We start from the raw sequence: 26,444 nt of genomic DNA on the forward strand, positions 1-26,444 counted from the left end.
GCACAGATTAGGTCCTCGGTCTGACAACGACCCAAACGACGCAGATGCGCCCCTGCGTCACGGTTGTCACACCGACGACGGTGAACGCTCTAGCCGTCCTCGCCCACCCGACGCCGGTACACCTCCACGACCCGCTTGAGCGAGTCGTCGAGGTAGGTCTCCAGCAGCCGCTCGGCCTCGACCCGGTCCCCCGCCTGCAGCGCCTGGAGGATCTGGCGGTTGCGCATGAGGTACGGCTCGTGCAGCCGGCGCGGGTCGTCCACGACGTGGAAGGCGAGGCGCAGTTCGGCGAAGACGCTGCGCATCAGCTCGTCGGTGCGCTCACTGCCGGCGAGCGCGACCAGCTCCCGGTGGAAGTGGATGTTGGCCGTACCCAGGCCTTTCCAGTCATTCTCGACGGCGGCCCGCTGCCCCTGCGTCACCGCCGACGCGAGGCCGTCGAGGCCGTACGGCGGCTCGCCCAGACCGCGGACGACCGCGCACTCGACGAGCCGTCGGGTGCGGTAGATGTCCTCGACGTCCTCCACGGCCAGAACCCGCACGAAGACGCCGCGGTTCAGCTCGTGGACCAGCAGACGTTCATGTGTGAGCAGCCGGAACGCCTCGCGCAGGGTGTTGCGGGAGACCCCGAGCGCTCCGCCGATGCTGTCCTCCGAGAGCCGGGTTCCGGGCGGGAAGTACCCCTCGGCGATGCGGCTCCTGAGGATGTCCGAGACCCGTTCGGCAGTGCTGGTACGCCCCAGGAGGGCGCGGTCGTCGGCCAGTCCGGCCAGCTGCTCTGCCATGCCCGGAATTCAACCGCAGATACAAGAACGAAACAACATGAGTATTGAGGGATCGTTCAACGATCCTCTACCTTGCTACGAACGGCGCCGCCCATCCCCACCGCGGCACCGACCGCCTCCGCACGGCACGGCTCAGTCCTCAAGCACCCTCCGTCCTCCCACTGCGAGGTGCCCATGAGCACGACCCCTCCACCGCAGGCCCTGACCACCGACACCCGCCCCGGGGCGGGGGAACACACCGCCGACGACGGCGCGTTCGCCTGGCTGCGCGCCCTCGGCCCGCGGGGCCGCCGCGCCTTCGCGGGCGCGTTCGGCGGCTATGCGCTGGACTCGTACGACTACTTCACGCTTCCGCTGAGCATGGTCGCGCTGGCCGCATACTTCGGCCTGGACAGCGGCCAGACAGGCCTGTTCACCACCGTCACACTCGTCGTCTCCGCGGTCGGCGGCGCTCTGGCCGGGGTGCTGGCGGACCGGATCGGCCGGGTCAAGGCGCTGATGATCACGGTCATCACGTACGCCGTCTTCACCGTGGCCTGCGGCTTCGCGCCCAACTACGAGACTCTGCTGGTCTTCCGGGCCCTGCAGGGGCTCGGCTTCGGCGGCGAGTGGGCGGTCGGCGCGATCCTGGTCGCCGAGTATGCGAGCGCCAAGCACCGCGGCCGCACTCTCGGAGTGATCCAGAGCTCCTGGGCCGTCGGCTGGGCCCTGGCCGTGATCGTGTACACCCTGGTCTTCTCGTACCTCGGCGACGACCTGGCCTGGCGCGTGATGTTCTGGACCGGCGCGCTTCCGGCGGTGCTGGTCATCTGGATGCGACGCCGGGTGCACGACGCACCGGAGGCGGTCGCAGCTCGGGAGAAGAACCCGCAAAAGGGTTCATTTGCGGCTATTTTCCGGCCGGGCACGGCCGAGGCGCCCGGTCTGCTGCGCACCACGTTCTTCGCGGTGCTGCTCTCCACCGGCGTCCAGGGCGGTTACTACACGCTCGCGACCTGGGTGCCGACCTATCTGAAGACGGAGCGCGATCTGTCGGTCGTCGGCACCGGCGGCTATCTCACGTTCCTCATCTCCGGCGCCTTCATCGGCTATCTGACGGGCGGTTACCTCACCGACCGGCTGGGCCGTCGGCGCAACATCTGGCTGTTCGCCCTGCTGTCGGCCGTCTGCATCCTGGCGTACGCCAACATCCCCAGCGGGGCCAACACCCTTGTGCTGGTGCTGGGTTTCCCGCTCGGGTTCTGTATGTCGGCCATCTTCAGCGGCTTCGGTTCCTTCCTCAGCGAGCTGTACCCGACCGCGGTGCGGGGCACGGGGCAGGGGTTCACGTACAACACCGGTCGCGCGGTGGGCGCCGTCTTCCCCACGACGGTCGGCTTCCTGGCGGACAGCTGGGGCGTGGGCGGCGCGCTGGTCTTCGGTGCCATCGGCTACGGACTCGCGGCGCTGGCGCTGCTCGGGCTGCCCGAGACGCGCGGGAAGGAACTGGCGTGAACCGCACGGAGGACCGTCCGCTGATCCTTGTCGACGAGCACGCGCGCGCGTGGAGCCCGAAAACGGCCCGAGCCCGCTTCCGCGCGGGACTGACCGGTCCGACGGCCGGGGCCGCGGCCGGTTACACCCAGGCCAACCTGATCTCGGTGCCCGCGGACTGGGCGTACGACATGCTGCTGTTCTGCCAGCGCAACCCCAAGCCCTGCCCGGTGCTCGACGTCACGGACGCCGGCTCGTGGACGACGGTGCTGGCGGCCGGCGCGGACCTGCGCACCGACCTGCCGCGCTACCGGGTGTGGCGGGACGGCGAGTTGGTGGACGAGCCGGCGGATGTGCTCGGCCACTGGCGGGAGGATCTGGTGTCGTTCCTGATCGGCTGCAGCTTCACCTTCGAGTGGGCGCTGACCGGCGCGGGCGTGCCGATCCGCCATATCGAGCAGGGGCGGAACGTCCCGATGTACGTCACGAGCCGTCAGTGCCGGCCGGCGGGACGGCTGCACGGCCCGCTGGTGGTGTCCATGCGTCCCGTGCCGCCCGAGCACCTGGCGGCGGCGATCCGGGAGAGCAGCCTGCTCCCGGCGGTGCACGGCAGCCCTGTGCACTGCGGCGATCCGTCGGGGCTCGGCATCGACGACCTGGCCGGCCCGGACTTCGGCGACCCGGTGGACGCCGAAGCGGACGACATCCCCGTGTTCTGGGCCTGCGGGGTGACTCCGCAGGCCGCGGTGATGGCGTCCCGACCGCCGTTCGCCATCACCCACGCACCGGGCCAGATGTTCCTGACCGACGCCCGCGACGAGCAGTACCGCGTGGCCTGACCACCAGAGGGGACCATGACCGCGATCGATCTGAACGCCGACCTCGGCGAGGGCTTCGGCCGCTGGCGGCTCACCGACGACGAGCAGTTGCTGTCCGTTGTCACCAGCGCCAATGTGGCCTGCGGCTTCCACGCCGGGGACGCGGCCACCATGCGCCGGGTGTGCGAGCTGGCGGCCGCGCGCGGGGTGACGATCGGCGCCCAGGTCTCCTACCGGGACCTGGCCGGGTTCGGGCGGCGCGCGATGGACGTCCCGTCCGCCGAGCTGGCGGCCGAAGTGGCGTACCAGATCGGCGCCCTGGAGGTCTTCGCACGGGCGGCGGGTGCCCGCGTGGCCTACGTCAAGCCGCACGGTGCGCTGTACAACCGCGTGGTGCACGACGAGGAGCAGGCCGGCGCGGTCGTCGACGGCGTGCTCCTCGCGGACGTCACGCTGCCCGTGCTGGGGCTGCCCGGTTCGCGGCTGTTGGAGCTGGCCGCCAAGGCCGGGCTCCCGGCCGTCACGGAGGCCTTCGCGGACCGCGCGTACACCGACGAGGGCACCCTCGTGCCGCGCGGGCGGGAGGGCGCCGTGGTCACCGACCCGGAGGCCGTCGTGGAGCGCTCGGTCGGCCTGGCCCGCTCGGGCGTGGTCACCTCGCACTCCGGGTCACCCATCGAGGTACGCGCGCGTTCCCTGTGCCTGCACGGGGACACGCCCGGCGCCGTCGAACTGGCCCGCCGGGTGCGGGAGCGGCTGGAGGAGTCAGGTGTCCGGGTGGAGGCCTTCGCATGAGGGCGCTGCCCGTCGGCAACGACGCCCTGCTCGTCGAGGTGTCCTCGGGCGAGGAGGCACAGGCGCTGCACGCGGAGCTGCTGCGCCGCCGCGCGGAGGGCGCGCTGTCGGTCCGTGAGATCGTCCCCGCGGCCCGCACCGTCCTCCTCGACGGCCTCGCCGACCCGGTGCGCCTGGCTGCCGAACTGGCCGCCGGCGAGGTGCCGCCCACTCCCCCACGCGCGCGTGAGGTCGTCGAACTCCCGGTGCGCTACGACGGCCCGGACCTGACCGACGTCGCCGCACACTGGGGCGTCGACGAGCAGGAGGTGGCCCGCATCCACGCGGGCACCGAATTCCGCGTCGCCTTCTGCGGTTTCGCCCCCGGCTTCGGCTACCTCACCGGCCTGCCGCAGCGCTACGACGTCCCGCGCCGGGCCACGCCGCGCACGGCCGTCCCGGCCGGTGCGGTAGCGCTGGCGGGCCCGTACACGGGTGTGTATCCGCGCTCGTCGCCGGGCGGCTGGCAGCTGATCGGCACCACGGACACCGGGCTGTGGGACCCCGCGCGCGTGCCGGCCGCGCTGCTGTCACCGGGCACACGCGTGCATTTCGTGCAGGTGGGACCGGTGCGACAGACCGGAGCGGCGGGACCGGCGGTGGCGGAATGACCGACCGCGCGCTCGCCGTCGTACGGGCCGGGGCGCTGACCACCGTCCAGGACCTGGGCCGCCCGGGCCACGCCCACCTCGGAGTGCCCCGCTCCGGGGCGCTCGACGCACCCGCGGCGCTGCTCGTGAACCGGCTGGCCGGCAATCCGCCCGAGGCGGCCGTCCTGGAGACCACCCTCAACGGCTGTGCGCTACGGCCGCGTTCTGCGGTCACCGTGGCGGTCGGTGGCGCCCCGTGCCCGGTCACGGTGGGCGGACGCCCGGCCGCCTGGGGCGCGCCGGTGCGGGTGCCCGCCGGGGCGCTCCTGGACGTCGGCGCGGCCTTCTCCGGGGTGCGCAGTTATGTGGCCGTCTCCGGCGGTATCGCCGTCGAGCCGGTCCTCGGCAGCCGCTCCACCGACCTGCTGTCGGGGCTCGGCCCGCCACCGCTCACGGACGATGCGGTGCTCCCCCTGGGGCACCCGGTCGGCCCCCACGCGCGCGTGGACGTCGCCCCGCAGCCGGCGCCCCCGGCCGAGCTCGTCCTGCACGTGACCCTCGGTCCCCGAGACGACTGGTTCACACCGGCGGCCGTACGCACGTTCACGTCCCGCACGTACCGGGTGTCCGCCGCGAGCAACCGCATCGGGCTGCGCACGGAGGGACCCGCCCTGGAGCGGGCCCTCCCCGGTGAACTCCCCAGCGAGGGCGTGGTCCTGGGAGCGGTCCAGGTCCCGCCCGACGGCCGGCCGGTCGTCTTCCTCGCCGACCACCCCACCACCGGCGGCTACCCGGTGATCGCGGTCGTCGGCGCGAGCGACCTCCCGGCAGCCGCACAGGCGGTGCCGGGCACCCCGGTCCGATTCGTTGCCGTACGCCGTCGCTGACTCCCGCAGCCCCCTGCGTGCGCTACGCCGCCTCCGGCTCGGGCTGCTGCTCCGGTACCGAGCGCTGTCCCGGCACCGACACCCCCTCCGACAGGGACCGCTGACCCGGCACAGCCCGATGCTCCGGCAACGGCATCGGCTCCGGCAACGGCATCGGCTCCGGCACCGACAGAGACAGCGAGGCCAGTGCCATGGACACCGCCTGTGCCGCCCGCACATCGAGCTGGCCGCTGGTGCCCCGCGCGCGGTGGCGCATTTCGTCGACCGCGAGGCGCAGCAACTGGGGCAGCAGGTCGTTGCACCGGCGCACCACCCAGGCGGTACCCGCCGTGGCAAGCCACAGCAGGCTCGCCGACTTGGTGGGCGGCGGGAACTCGGGCTCGGGCGCGGGCGCGGTCCCCGACGCGATCCCGGCGTCCACCAGCAGCCCGTGGAACCGTACGGCCAGCTGCCGGTGCCCCCGCTCCCCGGGGTGCAGCCGGTCCGAGCTCCACATCTCCCGGTCGTCGACCCAGTCGCCCTCGGCCGCGTGCACGTGCAGGGCCCCGTACCGCTCGGAGAGCGCATGCACCACGGTGTTGACCGCCCGCTGCCGCCGTGCCAGCGGGTGGCCCAGCACCCCCGGCAGCCCGAGCATCGAGCCGGGGTCGGGCAGGCACGCGGTGAGCAGGGCGGTGCCCTGCCGGGCGAAGGCCGCGTAGACCTTGTCGAGGCGTTCGGCGACATGGTGGATGTCGAACGTGCGACGCAGTGTGTCGTTGACGCCGACGAGGACGGACGCGACGTCCGGGCGCAGAGCCAGTGCGGCGGGCAGCTGGGCCTCCAGCACGTCCCGCGTCTGCGCCCCGCTGACGGCGAGGTTGGTGAATGCGGCGGGCGGTTCGCACAGCCCGCGGGCGAGCAGCGCGGCCCAGCCGCGCCACCCATTCCCCACGGGATCGCCCACCCCCTCGGTCAGCGAGTCCCCGAGGGCGACGTAACGGACCGGTCTCATGCCGCGCCCTCCGCACGCACGAAGGGACGCGTCGGCACCGCCGCGTCGTGCGCGGTGAGGAAGGCGTCCACCGCCGTACCCCAGCCGAAACACTCCGCACGCGCGCGTGCCGTCTCCCGGCGCTCGCGCTCGGGACGGTCGAGGAGCATCTCCACGGCGTCCGCGAACGCGTCCCCGGTGTCCGCCGCGGTGGCACCGGCGGATCCGATCACCTCCGGCAGCGCGGAGGACGCACTCGCCACGACGGGCGTGCCGCAGGCCATGGCCTCCAGCGCGGCGAGCCCGAACGTCTCGGCGGGCCCGGGAGCCAGGCAGATGTCGGCGGAGGCCTGAAGCGCGCCGAGCAGGCTGCGGTCGGCGACATGCCCGAGGAAGGTCACCGGCAGGTCGCGCTCCTGCGCCCGCTGTTCGAGCCGTGCGCGCAGCGGCCCGTTTCCGGCCACCACGAGCACCGCACGCACACCGCGCCCGCGCAGCGCCTCCAGGGCGTCCAGCGCGGTACCGGGCCGCTTCTCCACGGACAGCCGGGAGCACATCACGAGCAGCTTCTCGTCCGCACGCGCGTGGGTGTCGCGCAGCGCGGCGTCGCGCAGGGTGGGACGCCGGTTCATCAGGTCGACGCCGAGCGGGGCCCGTACGACGTTGCGGGCGCCGATCCGCACGAACTCCCGCTCGGAGAACTCGGTGGTGCACACGACCTTCGCGTACGTGTGGGCCGTACGGACGTTGAGGGCGTCGGCGGCGCGCCGGGACAGGTTCTCCGACAGACCCCAGGTGCGCAGCACGCCGTCGGCGGTCTCGTGGGAGACCATCACGGCGGGGACCCGGGCGCGGCGGGCCCACTTCCCGGTCCACCGCAGCGTCGTACGGTCGGAGACCTCAAGGCGGTCGGGGGCGAGCTCCTCCAGGAGGGCGGCGACCCGCCGCTTGTCGATGAGCACGCGGTAGCCGCCGGTGCCGGGCAGCACCGGGCCGGGCAGGGTGATCACCCGGCCCTGCTCGGTCTCGCAGTCGCTGTACTTCTCACCCGGCACGATGAGGACGGGATCGTGGCCCGCCACCTTGAAGCCCTTGCCCAGCTCGCGCAGCGCGGTGCGCAGCCCCCCGGAGGCGGGGGCGACGAAGTTCGCCAGCCGGACGATGCGGAGTGCGGTGTTCATGCCGCCACCGCCGGCCTGCGGGCCTGGAGCACGGCCTCGTAGTGGGCGATGAGCTGGTCGCCGATGGCGGCCCAGGTGCGGCCCTCGACGGTGGCTCGTGCGGCGGCCCCGTAGGCGGTGCGCAGCCCCTGGTCGGCGGCCAGGGTCCGTACCGCCTCCGTGACGGCGTCCGCGTCGCGCGGCGGGACGAGCAGCCCGGTGCGGCCGTGGTCGACCAGGTCCAGCGGGCCGCCGACGGCGGGCGCGACGACCGGGACACCGCTCGCCATGGCCTCCTGCACGGTCTGGCAGAAGGTCTCGAAGGGGCCGGTGTGGGCGAAGACGTCCAGCGAGGCGAAGATCCGGGCGAGGTCGTCGCCGCCGCGGCGGCCCAGGAAGACCGCGCCGGGCAGTGCCTCGGCCAGACCGGGCCCGCTGGGCCCGTCGCCGACGATCACCACCCGTACGCCCGGCAGGCCGCAGACCCCGGAGAGCAGCTCGATGTGCTTCTCGGGCGCGAGCCGCCCGACATAGCCGACGATCAGCTCACCGTTCGGGGCGAGCTCGCGACGCAGTGCGTCGTCCCGGAGGTCGGGGCGGAAGCGCACGGTGTCGACACCGCGCCGCCACAGGTGTACCCGGGGCACGCCGTGGGCTTCCAGGTCGGCCTGGGAGGCGCTGGAGGGGGCGAGGGTGCGGTCGGCGGCGGCGTGGACGGAGCGGATGCGCCGCCAGGCCGCGGCCTCACCGGCGCCCACGTAGGTACGGGCGTAGCCGGCCAGGTCGGTCTGGTAGACGGCGACGGCCGGGAGGCCGAGCCGGGCGGCGGCGGCCATGCCGCGGACGCCGAGGATGAAGGGGCTGGCCAGATGCACGATGTCGGCCTGGTGTGCCAGGAGCGCGGCGGCGAGCCGCCGGCTGGGAAGGGCGACGCGGACCTGGGGATAGCCCGGGAGCGGTAGGGAGGGGACGTGGACGACAGGGCACGGCGCGAGAGCGGCGGCTGCCTTGCTGCCCGGAGCGGGGGCCGGTGCGACGACGAGGGGAGCGTGACCGCGATCGACGAGGTGTCGGGCGGTCTGAAGCGCGCAGTGGGCCACGCCGTTCACATCGGGGGGAAAGGATTCGGTCACGATGACGACACGCATACGGGTGTTGTCGCCGCGCTGGACGTGGCCGCGTCAACGTCGATCTTTCCGAACGGGGAACGATCCATGAGCGTTGCGCTGCGCACTCGAGCAGGTCAGGCCGCGTCCATGCGCCTCTGGCCGATGAGTCATCCCACGTTCACTTTGCGGGCCCGGCGCGCCCGAATTCAGCCGTCGGGCCCGGCAGGTCCGAGTTCACTCAGCAGGTGCGCCAGGTCCGGTCCGGCTGCCCGCCCTCGCGGCGTTCACACAGCGGGTGCGTCGGGCCCGATCCGGCTGCGTACCGCCGTCTGGACCTCCGCCTCCTCGGCCGGGTCCGCGGCGAGCCGACGCAGTTGCTCGACGACCCGGGCGTCGCCTGTCTCGGCGTGTCGGGCGGCGAGCTCGCGGGTGGTCTCCTCGCAGTCCCAGAGGCATTCGACGGCGAAGCCCGCGGGGAAGGAGGGATCGGTGGCGGCGAGCGCGCGGGCGGCCCTGCCACGGAGGTGGGACGATGCGGTCTCGCGGTAGATATGGCGCAGAACCGGTGCGGCACAGCCGATGCCGAGCCGTCCGGCGCCGTCCACGAGGGTCCACAGCGTCGGTGCGTCCGGCCCTTCGCCCCGTACGGCTTCGCGCAGGGCTCCGAGGACCAGGTCGCTGTCGTGGGCTCCGCCCCGGCAGGCGAGCATGCGTCCGGCGGCGGCGCCCAGCGGATCGGGCCGTCGCGCCCAGCCGCGGGCCCGGTCGACGGCGGCGACACTGCGCATCCGCTCGAAGGCGTCGAGGGCGGCCTCCACGACCGGCGCCGAGCCGGTGGCGACGGCAGCCTCGATCAGGTCGAGGGCATCGGGATCGTTGCTGTCGGCGAGATAGCGCAGGGCGGTGCAGCGGGCACCCTCGGTGCCGTCCTTGGCGGCCTGGACGATCTCGGGCCGGTCCTCGGGGCCGGCGACGGCCGTGAGGCAGCGGGCGGCGGGCACATGGAGCGAGGCGCCGCGTTCGAGGCCCTGCTGGGCCCATTCGAACACCGCCTGCACACTCCAGCCCGGGCGGGGCCCTGTGGGCCGCATCTGCCGCTGCCATCGGTCGAAGCAGCCGGTTTCCTGTGCGGCACGCACGCGCAGGCCGATCGATTCGCGCGGATCCTCGGCCCACAGCCGCCATGGCCGGGGCTCGAAGGCGTCCCGCACCGCGGCGGCCAGTTCGGCCTCGCCCTCGGCGTCGGCCGGGAAGCGGGCCAGCACGGGCGCGGCCAGGGCGCGCAGACCGGCGTCGTCGTCACGCAGGGCGAGTTCGTCCAGGGCCCAGGCCCAGTTGGAGCCATGGGCGGCGTAGCGGCGCAGCAGGTCCAGCGCGTCGCGCCTGCCGTAGGAGGCGAGGTGGCCGAGGACGGCGAGGGCGAGCCCGGTTCGTGACTCGTCGGTGTCGACGATGTCCTCGGGGTCGAAAAGATGCGCCTCGATCGCGCCCAGGTCGCCGCCCAGGTCGAGGTAGAGGCGGGCGTAGTACAGGGAGCGGTTCTCCACCTGCCAGTCGTGGCGGGGGTCGCGCAGCACACAGTGATCGAGGGCCGCGAGCGCCTCGGCCCGGGGGGCGGTGAGCGCGTGCAGTGTGCCGTCGCCGCGGCCCCGCTGGAGCAGGCCGAGCAGCGTACCGCTGGGCGCTATGACCGGATCGAACATGGGAAACAGCCTCACATCAAGCGTCGACGCAACCGGGAAACGTGCTCTACCTGGCCGCGTGACAACACGTCGGGGCGCCCGCCGTCTCTTGCTTGCTGTAGACCATCTTCCTCTGCCTCTCGTCTGTGGCCCATGCGGACCGATCACGGCCCGCGTGGTGCGGCAACACCTGCCCAGCCATCGCGTCCGTGAATCACGACGTCATGATGACCCGGCTGTTCTCGATGCCGCGACCGAAATTTCCGGCGGCCCGGTACCGCCTCCCCCGTTTTCCGTGCCCTGCCTGATCAGGACGGCTCTTTTCGCTGGTCAGGGCAATGGTCTCAGTGTGCGCCGAACAGTTCCAGCAGTTCCGCCCTGCCGAACATCCGGGCGGTGTCGACGGCCGACGGGGTGCCGGCGGCCGGGTCGGCGCCGCCCTCCAGCAGGGCCTTGATCACTTCTTCCTCGCCCTTGAAGACCGCCCCTGCGAGCGGGGTCTGGCCTCGGTCGTTGACCCGGTCGGCCTCGGCGCCACGGTCGAGCAGCGCCCGCACGGTCCCGGCGTGCCCGTGATACGCGGCGAGCATCACGAGTGAGTCGCCCCGGTCGTTGGTGAGGTTGGCCGGAACGCCCGCGTCGACATAGGCCACGAGTGCCTCGGTCTGTCCCTGCCTGGCCAGAGCGAAGATCTTGGTCGCGAGCTCCACGACCTCGGGGTCTGGGGCTTCGGTCATCGGCCGGACCACCTCTCGCTAGGAACGTCGGAGACCCAAGAGAACAAGCGTACGACCGTGAACGGTGGACCGTACGAGTGAATCGCCAGCGTACTGGCTGTACGGGAACATGACCGGCCGCACGCGAGGCAAAGATCACCAATGCACCCATGGAACGCAACCTCCCCGCCGGGCACGCCGAGCCGACCCCGCCATCTGGATGAAATTCGCCATATTTCACCCAGTTGCACCTTTTATAGTATGGATACATGCTGTGACCCTGGAAGTACTCATGGTGATTGCCCCCTCGACACCAGGAGACCTCATGATTCTGTCCATCTCAGGCGTCGTCCTGCTCGGCGTCGTCGTCTTCATCTGCTGCCGCAGCCACGGACTCAAGTGGTCCCACGCCTGCGTCTCGGCCCTGTTCGGTTTCTACGTCTCGAGCACTGCCGTCGCCCCGAGCATCAAGGCGGGCGGCGAGAGCCTGGCAAGTCTGCTGGGCGGCCTCAAGTTCTGACGTCGCCCGCACCGCCCGGACTCACCATCCCGCACATACGCACCTCCAGGAGACACCCGTGGCCCGGCGCCCCCTCCCCCGCATTCTGAGCAACGGCAGCGCGCAGCTCGCCCGGAGCCGGGAGCTGGCCCGGACGGCGGCCGACAGCGCCACCGACGTCCTCCACCCCCTGATCACGATCACCCGCGGTCTGCGCCGACTGGCATCGGCCGGGCGGCGCAAGTGGGCCGACACCCCCAAGGACCGGCGCGGCCCGCTGCTGTTCCTGATGGCCTCGGTGTTCCTGGCCGTGGCGCTCGTCCCGTACGGCCCGCTGCTCGCCGTCATCGCCCTGATGGCGGCGGCAGCCTGGCAGGGCCGCAACCGCACCGGACAGACCCCCGAGGGACCCGACGAGTCCCAGATCCAGCGCCTGCAGTCGCTGTACGAGGCGATGGTCCCGTACTTCTCGACCGCCGAGGACCCGGCGCCCCTGTACGCGCACGGCGGCGAGTGGGAAAAGGCCTTCCCGGAGTACGAGTTCGACGCCACCGGCCGCATCACGCACCTCGCGATCCGCTACCCGGCGTACTTCCCGGACGGCGAGGCCGAGGCGCGCGCCCGGATCGAGCACCTGCTCTCGACGAAGTCGGGCCGCGGCCGCGAGTACCGCTTCGCGTGGGACGAGGAGGGCAACCAGCTCACGGTCACGGTCCTCGCGCCCCTGCCCACCGACATCGCCGTCCAGCGCTTCGTGACGGCACCCGGCGAGACGGTCCTCGGTTTCACCGACCCCACCGAGGTCCAGCGCACGCTCCCGCTCGGCCACGGTGCGCAAGCGCGCGACGTTCCGCCCGTCGTGTGGCGCACGGGCATCCGCTCCACCGAACCGCACCTGCTGGCCGTCGGGCAGCCGGGCAGCGGCACGTCGACTCTGCTGCGCTGCATCGCCCTGCAGGCCCTGCAGTTCGGCGACATCGTCATCGTCGACGGCGGCGGCACCGGTGACTACGCCTGCCTGACCGGCCGGGACGGGGTCCTGGCGGTCGAGTGCGCCCTTGCCGGGGCGCTGGCGAGCCTGGAGTGGGCCACCACCGAGACCGAGCGACGGCTGATCGCCGTCAACCGCGCCCGGCAGGCGGGCCACCCGCCGCCCGAGGACACCAGGCGCCCCCTGTGGCTCCTCCTGGACCGCCCGACCGCGCTGGGCCAGGTGGCCGCCGCGGACGGCCACAAGGACCCCCAGTCCCTGCTCCAGGTGCCGCTCCGGCACGGCCGATCCGCCCATGTGACGGTGGTCGTGGCCGAGCAGTTCGACGGCCTGGACGCCCTCAGCGACCCCGTACGGCAGCACACGCGCGCGCGGGTCGTGCTCGGCACCGCCACCGCCGAGCAACTCGAAGCGGTCCTGGGAGCGCCCCCGCACACCACGCCGGTCCCCCAGGTTCCGCCGGGCCGCGGCTACGCACGGCTGGGTGCGGGACCGGTCCTGCGCCTCCAGGTCCCGGCGACGCCCGACCCCTATGACGACGCGACGAGCGACGACCACCGCCAGGCGGTGCTGGACCTCCTGCCGCCGCGTACGACACCGGCGGACGCGGCGCCCGAGCGGGTACCCGCGGAGCCGGAGCCGGTGTCCGCGGAGGCCGTGGTGGCGGAGAGGTCCAGGGCACGGACGTAGCCGGGGCTCTGCAGCCCCCCTGCCGCCGGGACGGCTGCCCGAGACTCCTCAAGCCACGAACGACCCCGGCGCCACCGCCCCACGGTCCCCCGCTCTCCACCAGCCGAGCGCGCCGCCGCCAGCCGCACCGCCGCCTCCTCCGCCACCGCACCCCCCACGGTGAACGGCAGCCGCACATACCCCTCGAAGGCCCCGTCCACTCCGAAGCGCGGCCCGGACGGCACCCGCAGCCCGACCCGCTCGCCCGCCTCTGCGAGCCGCGAGCCCGACAGGCCACCCGCGCGCACCCACAGTGTGAGCCCGCCCCGCGGTACCTCGAACTCCCAGTCGGGCAGCTCCCGGCGCACCGCGGCGACCAGGGCGTCCCGGTTGTCCCTGGCCTGCTCCCGGCGCACCGCGACCGCCTGCTCCCAACCCCCGGTGCCGAACAGCCAGTTCACCGCGAGCTGCTCCAGCACCGGCGTGCCCAGGTCGGCGTAGGCGCGCGCGGCCACCAGGCTGCGGATCACGTCCGGTGCCGCCCGCACCCAGCCGATGCGCATCCCGGCCCAGAAGGCCTTGCTGGCGGACCCGACGGTGACGACGGTGGACCCGGCCGGGTCGAAGGCGCAGACGGGCCGTGGCATCTCGACGTCGGCGTCCAGCCACAGCTCGCTCATCGTCTCGTCGGCGACGAGCACGGTGCCCGCCGAGCGGGCCGCCTCCACCAGCCGCCGCCGCTGGTCCTCGTCGGCGAGCGCCCCGGTCGGATTGTGGAAGTCGGCGACGACGTAGGCGATCCGCGGTGCGGCTTCCCGCAGCACCTGCCGCCAGCGGTCCAGGTCCCACCCGGCGAGCCCCTCGGCCATCGCGACGGGCACGAGCCGGGCGCCTGCCTCCCGCATCAGCTGCAGGATGTTCGCGTACGACGGCGACTCGACGGCGATGCGCTCACCACGCCCGCCGAAGAGATGGCAGATGGCGTCGATGGCGCCCATCGCGCCGGTCGTCACCATGATCTGCTCCGGCATGGTGGGAATCCCGCGCGCGGTGTAACGGTCGGCGATCATCGCGCGCAGTGCGGGCAGTCCGGCCGGGTAGTCGCCGTGCGTACGTGCGTAGGGCGGCAGCTCCTCCAGGGCGCCCTGGACGGCGCGGGTGAGCCAGGGTTCCGGCGCGGGCAGTGCCGCGCAGCCGAGGTCGATCATCGAACCGAGCGCCTCGGGCGGCAGCGGTTCCAGGCCGCGCGCAGGGATCGGATTTCCGGCCGGTACGGCGGTCCAGCTGCCGGCGCCGCGCCGCGACTCCAGGAATCCCTCGGTGCGCAGCGCCTCGTAGGCGGCGGCGACCGTCGTACGGCTGACGGACAGCGCGAGGGCGAGTTCCCGCTCGGCGGGCAGCCGGGCGGCCACCGGCACCCGCCCCTCGAGCACCAGCAGGCGGATACCGTCGGCAAGCGCGCGATAGGCCGGCGGACGGCGCGACCCCGGACCCGCCGGACGGTCCTGCTGCGACTTGAGCAGCCGGGCGAGCTGCGCCGCCCCCACCGCCGAGGTCCACTGAGCCATGCGTACCAGTCCACCTTCCCCGAATTGGCCATGGATGGCGTTACTTCCCAAGCCACAGAGTGTCATGCATCAGGCCACTACCACCACCAGGGGGGCACGTCTTGTCCACGCAGGGGCATCTCATACGTCGGTTGACCCAGCTCTATGCCGGCCTCGCGCTGTACGGTGCGAGCTCCGCGCTCCTGGTGAAGTCCGGCCTCGGCCTGGAGCCCTGGAACGTGCTGCACCAGGGACTGGCCGAGCGCACGGGCCTGAGCATCGGGACCGTGCTGATCATCGTGGGGGCGGCCGTCCTCCTGTTGTGGATCCCGCTGCGCCAGCGTCCCGGCCTCGGCACGGTCTCCAACGTCTTCGTGATCGGCGTCGTCATGGACGGCACGCTGGCGGTGGTGCCCCAGGCGCACACCCTGGCCGTGCAGGTTCCGCTGATGCTGGCGGGCGTCGCTCTCAACGGCATCGCCACCGGCCTCTACATCGCCGCGCGGTTCGGTCCCGGTCCGCGCGACGGGCTCATGACGGGGCTGCACCGGCGCACCGGCCGCTCGATCCGGCTGATCCGGACCGCCGTCGAGGTCACGGTCGTGGTGACCGGCTTCGCACTGGGCGGCACCATCGGTGTCGGGACACTGCTGTACGCGGTGTCGATCGGCCCGCTTGCCCAGCTGTTCCTGCGAGTGTTCGCCGTCCCCTCGGCATCCGGCGTCAGTACCGTCGTTGCCACCGGTCAACCCCGGCGCGCGATACTGCGTCCGTGAGCACGCGCATACGCCACCCCTTCCTGGACCACCCCGGCCCGATCGCCTTCGCCCACCGGGGTGGGGCGGCGGACGGCCTGGAGAACACCGTGCTGCAGTTCCGCCGCGCGGTCGAGGCGGGCTACCGGTACATCGAGACCGACGTCCACACCACGCGGGACGGCCGGATCGTCGCCTTCCACGACGCGACGCTGGACCGGGTGACCGATGGGGCGGGCCGGATCGCCGACCTGCCCTGGGACGACGTACGGCACGCGCGCGTGGCGGGCCGGGAACCGGTGCCGCTGTTCGAAGAGCTCCTGGAGAGCTTCCCCGACGTGCGCTGGAACGTCGACCTCAAGGCGGAGTCGAGCCTCCACCCCTTCCTGGAGCTGATCGAGCGCACCGACGCCTGGGACCGGATCTGCGTGGGCTCCTTCTCCGAGGCCCGCGTGGTCCGCGCCCAGCGCCTGGCCGGACCGCGCCTGGCGACCTCGTACGGCACGCGGGGCGTGCTCAATCTGCGGCTGCGCTCCTGGGGCGTGCCGGCCGTGCTGCGCCGCTCGGCGGTCGCCGCCCAGGTGCCCGAGTCGCAGTCCGGCATCCAGGTCGTGGACCGCCGCTTCGTCCGGACCGCCCACGCGCACGGACTGCAGGTGCACGTGTGGACGATCAACGAACCGGAACAGATGCACCGGCTTCTGGACCTCGGCGTCGATGGCATCATGACCGATCACATCGACACGTTGCGCAAGGTCATGGAGGACCGGGGCGTCTGGGTCTGACACCCCGGCCGGCCCCCGCGCACGGCACCTTCTCGGGGAAGCGAGGGCACGGGTGGGCACCGAGACCGTGCGGACACCGGAGGCGGACGAGGCCGCCGGGCGACGGCGCGAGCAGCGTGGCTGGTACTTCTACGACTGGGCGTGCTCCGTCTACTCGACGAGCGTGCTCACCGTGTTCCTGGGCCCCTATCTGACCACGGTCGCCGAGTCCGCCGCGGACGCCGACGGCTTCGTCCATCCGCTGGGGATCCCGGTGCGTGCCGGTTCCTTCTTCGCCTACTCGGTGTCCCTGTCGGTGATCGTGGCCGTCGTGGTGATGCCCCTGGTGGGTGCGGCCGCCGACCGCACCGGACGCAAGAAGCCCTTGTTGGGTGCCGCCGCGTATCTGGGGGCGGCGGCGACGGCGGGCATGTTCTTCCTGGACGGTGACCGTTATCTGCTGGGCGGCGCACTGCTGGTCGTCGCGAACGCGGCGCAGTCCGTGGCGATGATGCTCTACAACTCCTACCTGCCGCAGATCGCCCCGCCCGAGGAACGCGACGCGGTCTCCTCCCGGGGCTGGGCCTTCGGCTATGCGGCGGGAGCGCTGGTTCTGGTCGCGAACCTGGTCCTCTACCTCGCCCACGACACCTTCGGCGTCTCCGAAGCCATGGCCGTGCGCATCTGCCTGGCGTCGGCCGGCCTGTGGTGGGGCGCGTTCGCGCTCATTCCGCTCCGGCGTCTGCGCGATCGCCGCGGGGCGCGGCAGGAGGCGTCCGTGAACGGCTGGCGGCAGCTCGCCGCCACGGTCCGCGACATGCGCCGCCACCCGCTGACGCTGTCCTTCCTGCTGGCGTACCTCGTCTACAACGACGGCATCCAGACGGTGATCACCCAGGCGTCGGTCTACGGCTCCGAAGAGCTGGGCCTCGGACAGTCCACACTCATCGGCGCCATCCTGCTCGTGCAGGTGCTCGCGGTGTTCGGCGCGCTGGCGCTGGGCAGGCTGGCCCGTCGGTACGGCGCGAAGCGCACGATCCTCGGCTCGCTGATCGCCTGGACGCTGACCCTGGCCGCCGGCTACTTCCTGCCGGCCGGGGCGCCGGTCTGGTTCTTCGTGCTGGCGGCCGGGATCGGGCTCGTCCTCGGCGGCAGCCAGGCACTGTCCCGTTCGCTGTTCTCCCACCTGGTCCCGGCCGGCAAGGAGGCCGAGTACTTCTCGGCGTACGAGCTGAGCGACCGCGGAATGAGCTGGCTCGGTCCGCTGCTGTTCGGTCTGACCTACCAGCTGACCGGAAGCTATCGGGACGCGATCATCTCGCTGGTGGCCTTCTTCGTCCTCGGGTTCGTGCTGCTCGCGAGGGTTCCGGTACGGCGTGCGATCGGCGAGGCCGGGAACCCGGTTCCGGACAGGATTTAGCGCTCACAGCGAAAGGGCTGTAGTGTACGCGTTTGGCCTGCCAGGCGTACCGTTACTGCGCGTCAAAGAAGCCAAAACGCTGGGTGACATCTACTGCCAGATGTGACAAACCGGGCGCCGGTGGGTACAACATGGGCGGCTACGACGGCGACGCATGACCCGGAACGGGACTCCGAACGGGAATCTTTACCGCCGACCGGACGTTGACCGGATGACGACGACAGCGACACCTGTCCTGTGGGCGACAAGCCCGGGAGGCACGATTCATGAGTGAGCGAGCTCTTCGCGGCACGCGCCTCGTGGTGACCAGCTACGAGACGGACCGCGGCATCGACCTGGCCCCGCGCCAGGCCGTGGAGTACGCATGCGAGAAGGGGCACCGCTTCGAGATGCCCTTCTCGGTCGAGGCGGAGATCCCGCCGGAGTGGGAGTGCAAGGTCTGCGGTGCCCAGGCACTCCTTGTGGACGGCGAGGGTCCGGAGGAGAAGAAGGCCAAGCCGGCGCGTACGCATTGGGACATGCTGATGGAGCGGCGCACGCGTGAGGAGCTCGAAGAGGTCCTCGAAGAGCGCCTCGCCGTTCTGCGTTCCGGCGCAATGAACATCGCGGTGCACCCCCGAGACAGCCGCAAGTCCGCCTAGTCCCTGCGGGGCTCGGACGGGGGGTTTCAGTGCGCCAATGACCGCGGGCGCCGTACGTGAGAAGTGGACGTACGGCGCCCGCGGTCTTGTGTGCGACGGTCACGTCCTGTACTCAGCGTGTCAGCGGAGGGCGAGGTTCCTGCGGGGTCTCCCCGGGCTCGTCCCTGACGACCTCACCCTGCACGACCTTGCCGTCCGGGCGGTGCATGCGGGCCTGCTGAAAGGCGCCGCCGAGGCTACCGGGTGCGGCCCGGCGGAGCCGGCGGTCCACTGTGCGCTCCGCGTACCGGCTGAGGGCCTTCTGGACCGGCGGAATCAGCAGGAGCAGGCCCACCCCGTCCGAGATCAGACCGGGAAGCATCAGAAGCAGGCCGCCCAGCATCATCAGGCCGTTGCCGCCGCCGCTCGACGGCGCACCGCCGCGCTGAAGTGACTCGTTCAGGTTCTGGAAGGCGCGCCGGCCCGCCCGCTTGATGACCACCGTACCGAGCACCAACCCGGCGAGCAGCAGCAGGAAGACCGTGAACCCGCCCGCCCAGCCGGCGACCACGGTCAGCAGCCAGATCTCCAGCACCAGCCACGCGGCGATGCCCAGCGGCAGGAAGGTGCGCAGCCGTGAGCGCCGGGGCCGTGTGGAGTAGGGAGGGGTCGAAGCGCCAGTCGTCATGCATCCAGTGTGCCTGGGCCCGGCTCAGCGCGGGATAAACCCCTACGACTGCGGCGGCCGCCCCCGGCCCAGGATCTTGCCGACCCGCTCCCCCACGCCCCATGAGGTGACCCGCCACAGCGCCTCGACGAGGATGTCGCGGCTCATCTTGGAGTCGCCCAGCTCGCGCTCGACAAAGGTGATCGGCACCTCGACGACGTGATAGCCGGCCTTCACGGCACGGCGGGCCAGATCGACCTGGAAGCAGTAGCCCTGGGAGGCGACGTCGTCGAGGCCGAGGCCCTCCAGGGTCTCGCGGCGGAAGGCGCGGTAGCCGCCGGTGACGTCGCGGATCGGCACATCCAGCAGGACGCGTGAGTAGAGGCTGCCGCCACGGGAGATGAACTCGCGGCTCCTGGGCCAGTTCACGACCCGACCGCCGGGCACCCAGCGCGAGCCGAGCACCAGGTCGGCACCCTTGAGCGCGGTCAGCAGCCGGGGCAGCTCCTCGGGCTGGTGGGAGCCGTCGGCGTCCATTTCGATCAGTACGCCGTACCCGTTCTCCACACCCCAGCGGAAGCCCGCGAGGTAGGCGGCGCCGAGGCCCTCCTTGCCCTTGCGGTGCAGGACCCGGACGTGGTCGTCGCCGGCGGCCAGCTCGTCGGCAAGCTTTCCGGTGCCGTCGGGGCTGTTGTCGTCGGCCACGAGGACGTGCGCCTCGGGAACCGCGTTGCGTACCCGGCCGACGATGCTCTTGATGTTCTCCGCCTCGTTGTAGGTCGGAATGATCACCAAGGCGGTGCCGAGCGGGCCGAAGCGCCTCCCCCGGGCCTCTGCCGCGCGGGTCCCCTCGCCGTCGTTCACTGCTGCCCCTTCATGTCCGTCGCAGACGTCCACCATAGTGGCCGCAGCCTGCGCGGACATGAACAGGACGGCCGTAAGACGGTGTCGATTCCGCAGGAGCGGGGTAAGGATGGGTTTTTGACCCTCTGTGCGAGGCGCGCTGCGGATGGGGGCCCGGCGCCCTTCGGGCCGACCTGGGACCCGCCGGCTGCGGGTCGACCTGAAGCCGTTGTCTACTGAGCTCCCGGGCCCCACCCTGGTCACACCCTTCCCCCCTCCGAGCTCTCGGCTTCGCTCAGGCAGGGACGGACCCCCGTCCGGCCGGACGTTCCCCAGCCGCGGCGCGGTCGCTGAGCCTGGCTCCCAGTGACGGTGCCCCGGTGCGGTACACCGTCCCTGACCCAGCGGTGCCGCGACGCGTACGCGGACGTTCGCCGGTCGGGCGTCCCGTGGTGGACCCGGCCGAACCTACCGGCCCCGGGCCGCGGCCTGTCAACAGCCGTGTGAGCCAGGGGGTTTCCCACCATGCCCAGGTCGGCCCCCTGGACACGCAGGTCGCGCAACGGCGCAGCGGGCGGTGAGGTCCGCCGCGCCACCCCGGGAGATCACTCGCCTGGCCGTACGAACACCGTCCGTCCACCCACCACGGTGCGCAGGCAGACGGGCAGGTCGGAGCCCGGGGTCAGGTCGGGCAGGCCGGGGGTGCCGGAGCGAGGGTCGGTCGACCAGCGCGCGACCCGGTCGTCGGGCGCCTGGACGACCAGCTCACCGGTGCGCCACACGGCGTAGTCCGCGGGCGCGCCCGGCACCAGGACGCCCGCGTCGTCGCGTCCGGTCGCCCGCCAGCCGCCGCGCGTGTGCGCCGTGAACGCGGCGCGCACGGAGACCCGGTGCTCGGGCGTGCGATGGAAGGCGGCGGCCCGGACGGTGCCCCACGGGTCGAGGGGTGTGACCGGGCTGTCGGAACCCAGGGCGAGCGGGACGCCGGCGCGCAGCAGCGCGGCGAAGGGGTTCAGCGTGCGGGCCCGCTCCACTCCGAGGCGCTGGGCGTACATGCCCTCGTCGCCGCCCCACAGCGCGTCGAAGGCCGGCTGCACGGACGCCGTCAGGCCGAGCTCGGCGAAGGCCGCGATGGTGTCGGGGGTGAGCATCTCGGCGTGTTCGACGCGGTGGCGGGCGGCACGGATCCGGGCGAGGCCGACCTTCTCGGCGGCGGCGCGGACGCCCTCGACGACGGTGGTCAGGGCGGCATCGCCGATCGCGTGGAAGCCCGCCTGGAGGCCCGCCTCGGTGCAGGCGACGACATGGGCGGCGACGGCTGCCGCGTCGAGGTAGGCGGTGCCGGTGTGGCCGGCGTCGGCGTACGGCTCGTGCAGGCAGGCCGTGTGGGAGCCGAGGGCGCCGTCGACGAACAGATCCCCGGCGGCGCCGGCCGCCCCCAGCTCGCGCGCCTTCTCGACGTCCCGCTCGGCCCAGTAGCCGACGACCCGCGGCCCCGGCTCCTCGGCGGCGAGCCGCAGCAGCCCCTTGAAGTCGTCCTCGGAGGAGATCTCCGGCCCGGCGCACTCGTGGACCGAGCCGATGCCGAGGGACGCGGCGTGGGCGAGGGCGGCGCGCTGGGCCTCGGTGCGCTGGGCCGGGGTGACGGCGGCGAACGCGGCGGCGCGTACGGCGTGATGGGCGTCGCCGGTGAGGGGGCCGTCCTCCCGGCCGAGGCCCGGAACGAGGTCGAGCAGGGCGGTGGTGACGACCGCCGAGTGCACGTCGATCCGGCTCAGGTAGAGGGGACGGCCGCCGGTGGCCTCGTCGAGCTCCGCGCGGGTCGGGGGACGGCCGCCCGGCCAGCGCGCGGCGTCCCAGCCGTGTCCGAGCAGGACGCGGTCCCTCGGCCGGGCCTCGGTGAAGTCCCGGACCAGCGCGAGGGCCGCCTCCAGGGAGGGCGCGCCGGACAGGTCGAGGCCGGTGAGCGCGAGGCCGGTGGACGTGATGTGCACATGCGCGTCGGTGAACGTCGGGGTGACCAGGGCGCCATCGAGGTCGATCACCTCGTCCACGCCGTCCGCGAAGGCGTCGGCCGCGCCCTCGGAACCGACCCAGGCGACCTGGCCGCGCTCGACGACCATCGCGGTCGCGAACGGGTCGGCGGGGCTGTGGACCTCTCCGCGGCGGAGCAGGACGGTCTTCGGCGGGGCGGTGCGTTCACTCATGACCGACAGTTTCCCGCCCTGCGCCGGTTGCGCTGCACCCGGGGCCCGGCGGTCGGGGTCGGCAGCCCCCGTCGGCCCGTTCAGATGCGCGGTGGCCGTGCCTCGTACGGCGTGGACAGCACCACCGTCGTCCGCGTCGACACCCCCGCCAGCGATCGCAGCCGCGCCAGCAGCTCCTCCAGCTCGTGGGGGGTGGCGACCCGCACCTTGAGGATGTAGTTCTCGTCGCCGGCCACGCTGTGGCAGGCCTCGATCTCGGGAACGCCCGCCAGGCGGTCCGCGATGTCGTCGGGGGCGCTGGGGTCGAACGGTTTCACCGAGATGAAGGCGGTCAGCGGCAGCCCGACGGCCTCCGGGTCGACGACCGCGGCGTACCCGCGGATGACGCCACGCTGCTCCAGCCGGCGCACCCGCTGGTGCACGGCCGACGTGGACAGGCCCGTGGCCTTGCCCAGGTCGGTGTAGCTCATCCGCCCGTCCTTGACGAGCAGCTGCACGATCTGTCGGTCCAGCTCCTCCATGGCGCTAGAACCTACAGTGCGCCTGATCTCCTCGGATACCTCAGCAGCGCAGGTCATACCCGGTTCGTGATGTGCCCGAGAGCCGGCCGTGAGCCGGCTGGGGGACGAACGTGCCGCGCCGGGCACCTGCGAGCGGCATGTGACGAACGCCACAGGCCTCGAACGGTCTCCGTGATGAAGTAGTGATTACCCCGGAGAGCGGACGGGAAGTGCTTGCTGTGGTCGAGGCCGCAGCGCCTTCACGGCCCAGCCCGAGGGGGAGAACATGCAGAGTCTTAAGCGCCCTGGTCGTACCGCACCCAAGCGCCAGCAGCCGGTCGTCGAGCCCGAGCCGGAGGGTGTCGAACCCGACGCCTTCGAAGCCGACGAGCTCGACGCGTACGACACCTTCGAGATGTACCGGGTGATCTGCCCGGACTGCGCACAGCCCATCGCCTTGCTGGCGGACGAGGATTTCCTGCCGGAGCACGCACTGTGCGCCTCGCCGTGGAACCCGTTCGGACTCACGGTCTGCGCCGGCACGGGCCGCAGGGCCGCCGACGCCCGGCCCGCGGACGAGTCCATCGAGCCCCAGGAACAGGACACCGCCCTCCTGCTGACGCTCCCTCAGGGGCTCGACTGGCGGATGCAGCCCTTCTCGCACGTCGGAGGCCCGGGCTCACGCCCGATGCGCGTCCCGTCGATGCGCCGCCACGCCGCCTGAGCGACCTCGCTCGACCCCAGTAGCTGCCCTGCACCATGGCCCGCAGACTGCCGTGGTGCAGGATCAGTGCGCCCTGGGCCGGCGGGAGGCGAACGCCGGCCACCCAAACCACCCTGGACGCAATTCAGTTGACGGTACGTCAGAGGACGTGTCGGCGGCCGGACGCAGTCCCGGACCGTTTCGTGAACGCACGCTCGATTCCGCAGATCGGTGACCTGCCCGCGCTTGGTCGCGTTGCCCAGGCATGACCCCCACCTACTCCACGACCGGGCGTCAGCACCGAGCGTTCGTTCCCGCCTCGGCGGACTCGGTTCCGCGGACCCCTCCGCCGCCCGCGCCGCCGCTCCAGGACCCGCCCATCTACAGCGATCTGATGCGCACCTGGGCCAACCGCGGCCGCACGCTGCCGGGGCGCCACGATCCGGAGTGGATCCGGCTGGCGGCGCCCCTGGTCAGGCGGGGTCAGTTCAGCGGGTCTCCGGACCCGCGAGGTGACGGGCGATGACCATCCGCTGGATCTGGTTGGTGCCCTCGACGATCTGCAGGACCTTGGCCTCGCGCATGTACCGCTCGACCGGGAAGTCCGCGGTGTAGCCGTATCCGCCGAGGATCTGCACGGCGTCCATGGTGACCTTCATCGCGGTGTCGGTGCAGTGCAGCTTGGCCATGGCCGCCTGCTTGGCGAAGGGCCGGCCGGCGTCCCGCAGCCGTGCGGCGGCCAGGTACAGGGCGCGGCCCGCCTCGATCTGCGTGGCCATGTCGGCGAGCATGAAGCGCAGCCCCTGGAAGTCGGCGATCGGCCGCCCGAACTGCCGCCGCCCGGTCGCGTACGCGACGGCCTCGTCGAGCGCCGCCTGGGCCAGGCCGATCGCGCAGGCCGCGATGCCGAGCCGTCCGGAGTCGAGGGCGGACAGGGCGATCGCGAAGCCCTGGCCCTCGTCGCCGATGCGCCGGGCGTCGGGGACCCGTACGCCGTCGAAGTTGACCTGGGCGGTGGGCGAGCCCTTCATGCCCATCTTCTTCTCCGGCGCCGCCGCGCTCAGCCCCTCGGCGTCGCCGGACACCAGGAAGGCGGTGATCCCGCGCGGGCCCTCCTCGCCGGTGCGGGCCATGACGGTGTAGAAGTCGGCGACCCCGCCGTGCGTGATCCAGGCCTTGGTGCCCGTGATCACCCAGTGGTCGCCGTCCCGGACGGCCTTCGTGCGCAGCGAGGCCGCGTCGGAGCCGGAGGAGGGCTCGGAGAGGCAGTACGCGCCGAGGAGACCGCCGCCGAGGATCGCGGGCAGGTGCTCGACCTGCTGCTCCTTGGTGCCGTAGGCGGCGAGGGCGTAGGAGGCGAGGGTGTGGACGCTGACGCCGAGGCCGACGGTCAGGCGGGCCGCGGCGAGCTCCTCGAGCACCTGCAGGTAGACCTCGTACGGCTGGTCACCGCCGCCGTACTCGGAGTCGTACGGCAGGCCGAGCAGTCCCGACTCGGACAGCAGGGTGAAGAGCTCGCGCGGGAAGCGTCCGGCGTCCTCCTCCTCGGCCGCGTGCGGGGCGATCTCGCGCTGCGCGATGTCGCGGACGAGCGAGATCAGATCCCGGGCCTCGTCCGTGGGCAGTTGACGGTCCACCGGCTGCGGGGCGCGGTCGGGCATGGCGACGCTCTCCTCCCTTTCGGGCGCTGCGGCGGAGGTGCCGTGGGTGTGGCGGCTCCGCCGGGTCTCACGGGTGCCCAGCCGACGCTCCGGCTCCCGGGTCACGGAAGGCGCTGACCAGCGACTGTGCGCTGTGAGTATGCCCGATCGGAGGCATCGAGTCACCGGTTAACGGTCGCTTACTTCAGGAAACCTCCGACCGCCCAAATTGGTCCGCACCATTGACCGACTGGTCTAGTCCTCCTACTGTGACGGACCAACCGACGCTTCATCGCGTTCATGCCAATCGGCGCCCGTCCCCCTCTCCCCCACGAGGAGACACCCGATGCGAACCTCCCACCGTCCCCGCGCCCGGTTCCGGGCCCTTCTCGCCGCCGCGTGTTCCGCCGTCCTCGGCGCCGGACTGCTCGCCGGCGTCGGCACCGCCACCGCCGCCCCCACAGCGGAACGCGCAGCCGGCTCCAAGGTCGTCGGCTACTTCACGGAGTGGGGCACCTACGACCGCAAGTACCTGGTCAAGAACATCGAGACCTCCGGCTCCGGAGCCAAGCTCACCCACATCAACTACGCCTTCGGCAATGTCACCGGCGGCAAGTGCGCCATCGGTGACGCCTATGCGGCGACCGACCGGGCCTACACCGCCGCCGAGTCGGTGGACGGCGTCGCGGACACCTGGGACCAGCCGCTGCGTGGCACCTTCAACCAGCTGCGCAAGCTGAAGCAGAAACACCCGGACCTCAAGGTCCTGTGGTCGTTCGGCGGCTGGACCTGGTCCGGCGGCTTCGGCGAGGCCGCCCGCAACCCGGCCGCGTTCGCCCAGTCCTGCTACGACCTGGTCGAGAACTCCAGGTGGGCGGACGTCTTCGACGGCATCGACCTCGACTGGGAGTACCCGAACGCGTGCGGCGCCACCTGTGACACCAGCGGCCGGGACGCGTTCAAGAACCTGATGGCGGCCGTCCGGGCGAAGTTCGGCTCCGGCAACCTGGTCACCGCGGCGATCACCGCGGACGCCACACCCGGCGGCAAGATCGATGCGGCCGACTACGCGGGCGCCGCACAGTACGTCGACTGGTACAATCCGATGACGTACGACTTCTTCGGCGCCTGGGACACCACCGGCCCGACGGCCCCCCACTCGCCCCTGACCTCGTACTCGGGCATCCCGAAGGCCGACTTCCACACGTCGGCCACCATCGCCAAGCTCAAGGGCCTCGGCATCCCGGCCTCCAAGCTGCTGCTCGGCATCGGCTTCTACGGGCGCGGCTGGACCGGCGTGACCCAGTCGGCACCCGGCGGCACCGCGACCGGGGCGGCGGACGGAACGTACGAGGACGGCATCGAGGACTACAAGGTGCTGAAGACAAAGTGCCCGGCGACCGGCACGGTGGGCGGCACCGCGTACGCCAAGTGCGGAAACGACTGGTGGAGTTACGACACCCCCGCGACCGTCGCAACCAAGATGACGTACAAGAACCAGCAGGGCCTGGGCGGCACCTTCTTCTGGGAGCTGAGCGGCGACACCGCGGACGGTGAGCTGATCAAGGCGATCAACTAGCTGCAGGGAACGG

Annotated in this window: 24 protein-coding genes and 1 pseudogene; 13 read left to right on the forward strand and 12 right to left on the reverse strand. The window is 72.3% G+C overall.

Annotated features, from left to right (window positions below):
* Positions 1–89: 89 nt before the first annotated feature.
* Positions 90–785, reverse strand: coding sequence for a GntR family transcriptional regulator (locus StrepF001_RS03295; protein WP_129796750.1), 696 nt, complete (start codon positions 783–785; stop codon positions 90–92).
* 174 nt (positions 786–959) lie between these two features.
* Between StrepF001_RS03295 and StrepF001_RS03300 the strand changes: the two genes are divergently transcribed.
* Genes StrepF001_RS03300 through StrepF001_RS03320 form a run of 5 tightly spaced genes read left to right on the forward strand, consistent with a single transcriptional unit; the run spans position 960 to position 5,387 of the window.
* Positions 960–2,279, forward strand: coding sequence for an MFS transporter (locus tag StrepF001_RS03300; RefSeq protein WP_129796751.1), 1,320 nt, complete (start codon positions 960–962; stop codon positions 2,277–2,279).
* Positions 2,276–3,097 (forward strand): putative hydro-lyase, encoded by an 822-nt coding sequence (locus StrepF001_RS03305; protein ID WP_129796752.1) that lies wholly within the window; start codon positions 2,276–2,278, stop codon positions 3,095–3,097. The genes StrepF001_RS03300 and StrepF001_RS03305 overlap by 4 nt, the downstream gene beginning before the upstream one ends.
* 15 nt (positions 3,098–3,112) lie before the next feature.
* Positions 3,113–3,871: a 5-oxoprolinase subunit PxpA gene (locus StrepF001_RS03310; RefSeq protein ID WP_129796753.1), complete on the forward strand. Its 759-nt coding sequence runs from the start codon at positions 3,113–3,115 to the stop codon at positions 3,869–3,871.
* Entirely contained in the window at positions 3,868–4,521 is a 654-nt protein-coding gene (locus tag StrepF001_RS03315; RefSeq protein ID WP_129796754.1) for an allophanate hydrolase subunit 1, read from the forward strand. Before StrepF001_RS03310 ends, StrepF001_RS03315 begins: the two co-directional genes overlap by 4 nt.
* Positions 4,518–5,387: a biotin-dependent carboxyltransferase family protein gene (locus StrepF001_RS03320; RefSeq protein WP_129796755.1), complete on the forward strand. Its 870-nt coding sequence runs from the start codon at positions 4,518–4,520 to the stop codon at positions 5,385–5,387. The genes StrepF001_RS03315 and StrepF001_RS03320 overlap by 4 nt, the downstream gene beginning before the upstream one ends.
* Positions 5,388–5,409: 22 nt before the next feature.
* Here StrepF001_RS03320 and StrepF001_RS03325 read toward each other — a convergent pair whose 3' ends face one another.
* From StrepF001_RS03325 to StrepF001_RS03345, 5 genes are all read right to left on the reverse strand, one after another.
* Positions 5,410–6,381: an SGNH/GDSL hydrolase family protein gene (locus StrepF001_RS03325; RefSeq protein WP_129796756.1), complete on the reverse strand. Its 972-nt coding sequence runs from the start codon at positions 6,379–6,381 to the stop codon at positions 5,410–5,412.
* Positions 6,378–7,541, reverse strand: coding sequence for a glycosyltransferase (locus StrepF001_RS03330; RefSeq protein ID WP_129796757.1), 1,164 nt, complete (start codon positions 7,539–7,541; stop codon positions 6,378–6,380). The genes StrepF001_RS03325 and StrepF001_RS03330 overlap by 4 nt, the downstream gene beginning before the upstream one ends.
* The gene (locus tag StrepF001_RS03335) at positions 7,538–8,668 is read right to left on the reverse strand and encodes a glycosyltransferase family 1 protein (RefSeq protein ID WP_129796758.1); all 1,131 of its coding nucleotides are present in this window, start codon (positions 8,666–8,668) and stop codon (positions 7,538–7,540) included. The genes StrepF001_RS03330 and StrepF001_RS03335 overlap by 4 nt, the downstream gene beginning before the upstream one ends.
* 245 nt (positions 8,669–8,913) lie before the next feature.
* On the reverse strand, positions 8,914–10,332 hold the full coding sequence (locus tag StrepF001_RS03340) for a HEAT repeat domain-containing protein (protein ID WP_129796759.1): 1,419 nt from the start codon (positions 10,330–10,332) through the stop codon (positions 8,914–8,916).
* A 323-nt stretch (positions 10,333–10,655) separates the two neighbouring features.
* The gene (locus StrepF001_RS03345) at positions 10,656–11,048 is read right to left on the reverse strand and encodes an ankyrin repeat domain-containing protein (RefSeq protein WP_129796760.1); all 393 of its coding nucleotides are present in this window, start codon (positions 11,046–11,048) and stop codon (positions 10,656–10,658) included.
* Positions 11,049–11,352: 304 nt separating this feature from the next.
* On the opposite strand from StrepF001_RS03345, the gene StrepF001_RS03350 reads away from it, so the two are divergent.
* Positions 11,353–11,547 carry a hypothetical protein gene (locus StrepF001_RS03350; RefSeq protein WP_129796761.1) on the forward strand — a complete coding sequence of 65 codons (195 nt, stop codon included), beginning with the start codon at positions 11,353–11,355 and terminating at the stop codon, positions 11,545–11,547.
* Between the two features lie 58 nt (positions 11,548–11,605).
* On the forward strand, positions 11,606–13,207 hold the full coding sequence (locus tag StrepF001_RS03355) for a hypothetical protein (RefSeq protein ID WP_129796762.1): 1,602 nt from the start codon (positions 11,606–11,608) through the stop codon (positions 13,205–13,207).
* A 48-nt stretch (positions 13,208–13,255) separates the two neighbouring features.
* On the opposite strand, the pseudogene StrepF001_RS03360 reads toward StrepF001_RS03355, so the two are convergent.
* Positions 13,256–14,754 (reverse strand): annotated as a pseudogene (locus StrepF001_RS03360) (PLP-dependent aminotransferase family protein).
* 101 nt (positions 14,755–14,855) lie between these two features.
* On the opposite strand from StrepF001_RS03360, the gene StrepF001_RS03365 reads away from it, so the two are divergent.
* The 4 genes from StrepF001_RS03365 (at position 14,856) to StrepF001_RS03380 (ending at position 18,313) form a co-directional block, all read left to right on the forward strand.
* On the forward strand, positions 14,856–15,509 hold the full coding sequence (locus StrepF001_RS03365) for a hypothetical protein (protein ID WP_129796763.1): 654 nt from the start codon (positions 14,856–14,858) through the stop codon (positions 15,507–15,509).
* The gene (locus StrepF001_RS03370; RefSeq protein WP_129796764.1) at positions 15,506–16,273 is read left to right on the forward strand and encodes a glycerophosphodiester phosphodiesterase; all 768 of its coding nucleotides are present in this window, start codon (positions 15,506–15,508) and stop codon (positions 16,271–16,273) included. The genes StrepF001_RS03365 and StrepF001_RS03370 overlap by 4 nt, the downstream gene beginning before the upstream one ends.
* 52 nt (positions 16,274–16,325) lie before the next feature.
* On the forward strand, positions 16,326–17,672 hold the full coding sequence (locus StrepF001_RS03375; protein WP_129796765.1) for an MFS transporter: 1,347 nt from the start codon (positions 16,326–16,328) through the stop codon (positions 17,670–17,672).
* A 266-nt stretch (positions 17,673–17,938) separates the two neighbouring features.
* Entirely contained in the window at positions 17,939–18,313 is a 375-nt protein-coding gene (locus StrepF001_RS03380) for an RNA polymerase-binding protein RbpA (RefSeq protein WP_099500427.1), read from the forward strand.
* Between the two features lie 112 nt (positions 18,314–18,425).
* On the opposite strand, the gene fxsA is transcribed toward StrepF001_RS03380, so the two are convergent.
* The 4 genes from fxsA to StrepF001_RS03400 form a co-directional block, all read right to left on the reverse strand.
* Entirely contained in the window at positions 18,426–18,980 is a 555-nt protein-coding gene (gene fxsA / locus StrepF001_RS03385) for an FxsA family membrane protein (RefSeq protein WP_129796766.1), read from the reverse strand.
* Positions 18,981–19,022: 42 nt separating this feature from the next.
* Entirely contained in the window at positions 19,023–19,823 is an 801-nt protein-coding gene (locus StrepF001_RS03390) for a polyprenol monophosphomannose synthase (protein ID WP_129796767.1), read from the reverse strand.
* Positions 19,824–20,407: 584 nt separating this feature from the next.
* Complete coding sequence (locus StrepF001_RS03395; RefSeq protein ID WP_129796768.1) at positions 20,408–22,009, reverse strand: amidohydrolase; 1,602 nt, start codon at positions 22,007–22,009, stop codon at positions 20,408–20,410.
* 80 nt (positions 22,010–22,089) lie between these two features.
* The gene (locus StrepF001_RS03400) at positions 22,090–22,530 is read right to left on the reverse strand and encodes an Lrp/AsnC family transcriptional regulator (protein WP_018548954.1); all 441 of its coding nucleotides are present in this window, start codon (positions 22,528–22,530) and stop codon (positions 22,090–22,092) included.
* Between the two features lie 265 nt (positions 22,531–22,795).
* Here StrepF001_RS03400 and StrepF001_RS03405 point away from each other — a divergent pair, with 265 nt between their 5' ends.
* Positions 22,796–23,233 carry a hypothetical protein gene (locus tag StrepF001_RS03405; RefSeq protein WP_129796769.1) on the forward strand — a complete coding sequence of 146 codons (438 nt, stop codon included), beginning with the start codon at positions 22,796–22,798 and terminating at the stop codon, positions 23,231–23,233.
* 467 nt (positions 23,234–23,700) lie between these two features.
* Here the strand turns inward: StrepF001_RS03405 and StrepF001_RS03415 are convergent, their stop codons facing one another.
* Positions 23,701–24,873, reverse strand: coding sequence for an acyl-CoA dehydrogenase family protein (locus tag StrepF001_RS03415; protein WP_129796771.1), 1,173 nt, complete (start codon positions 24,871–24,873; stop codon positions 23,701–23,703).
* Positions 24,874–25,198: 325 nt separating this feature from the next.
* Here StrepF001_RS03415 and StrepF001_RS03420 point away from each other — a divergent pair, with 325 nt between their 5' ends.
* Entirely contained in the window at positions 25,199–26,431 is a 1,233-nt protein-coding gene (locus tag StrepF001_RS03420) for a glycoside hydrolase family 18 protein (protein WP_129796772.1), read from the forward strand.
* Positions 26,432–26,444: the final 13 nt, after the last annotated feature.

The organism is Streptomyces sp. F001, from assembly GCF_004187715.1.
GTDB classification, from domain to species: Bacteria; Actinomycetota; Actinomycetes; order Streptomycetales; family Streptomycetaceae; genus Streptomyces; species Streptomyces flavusporus.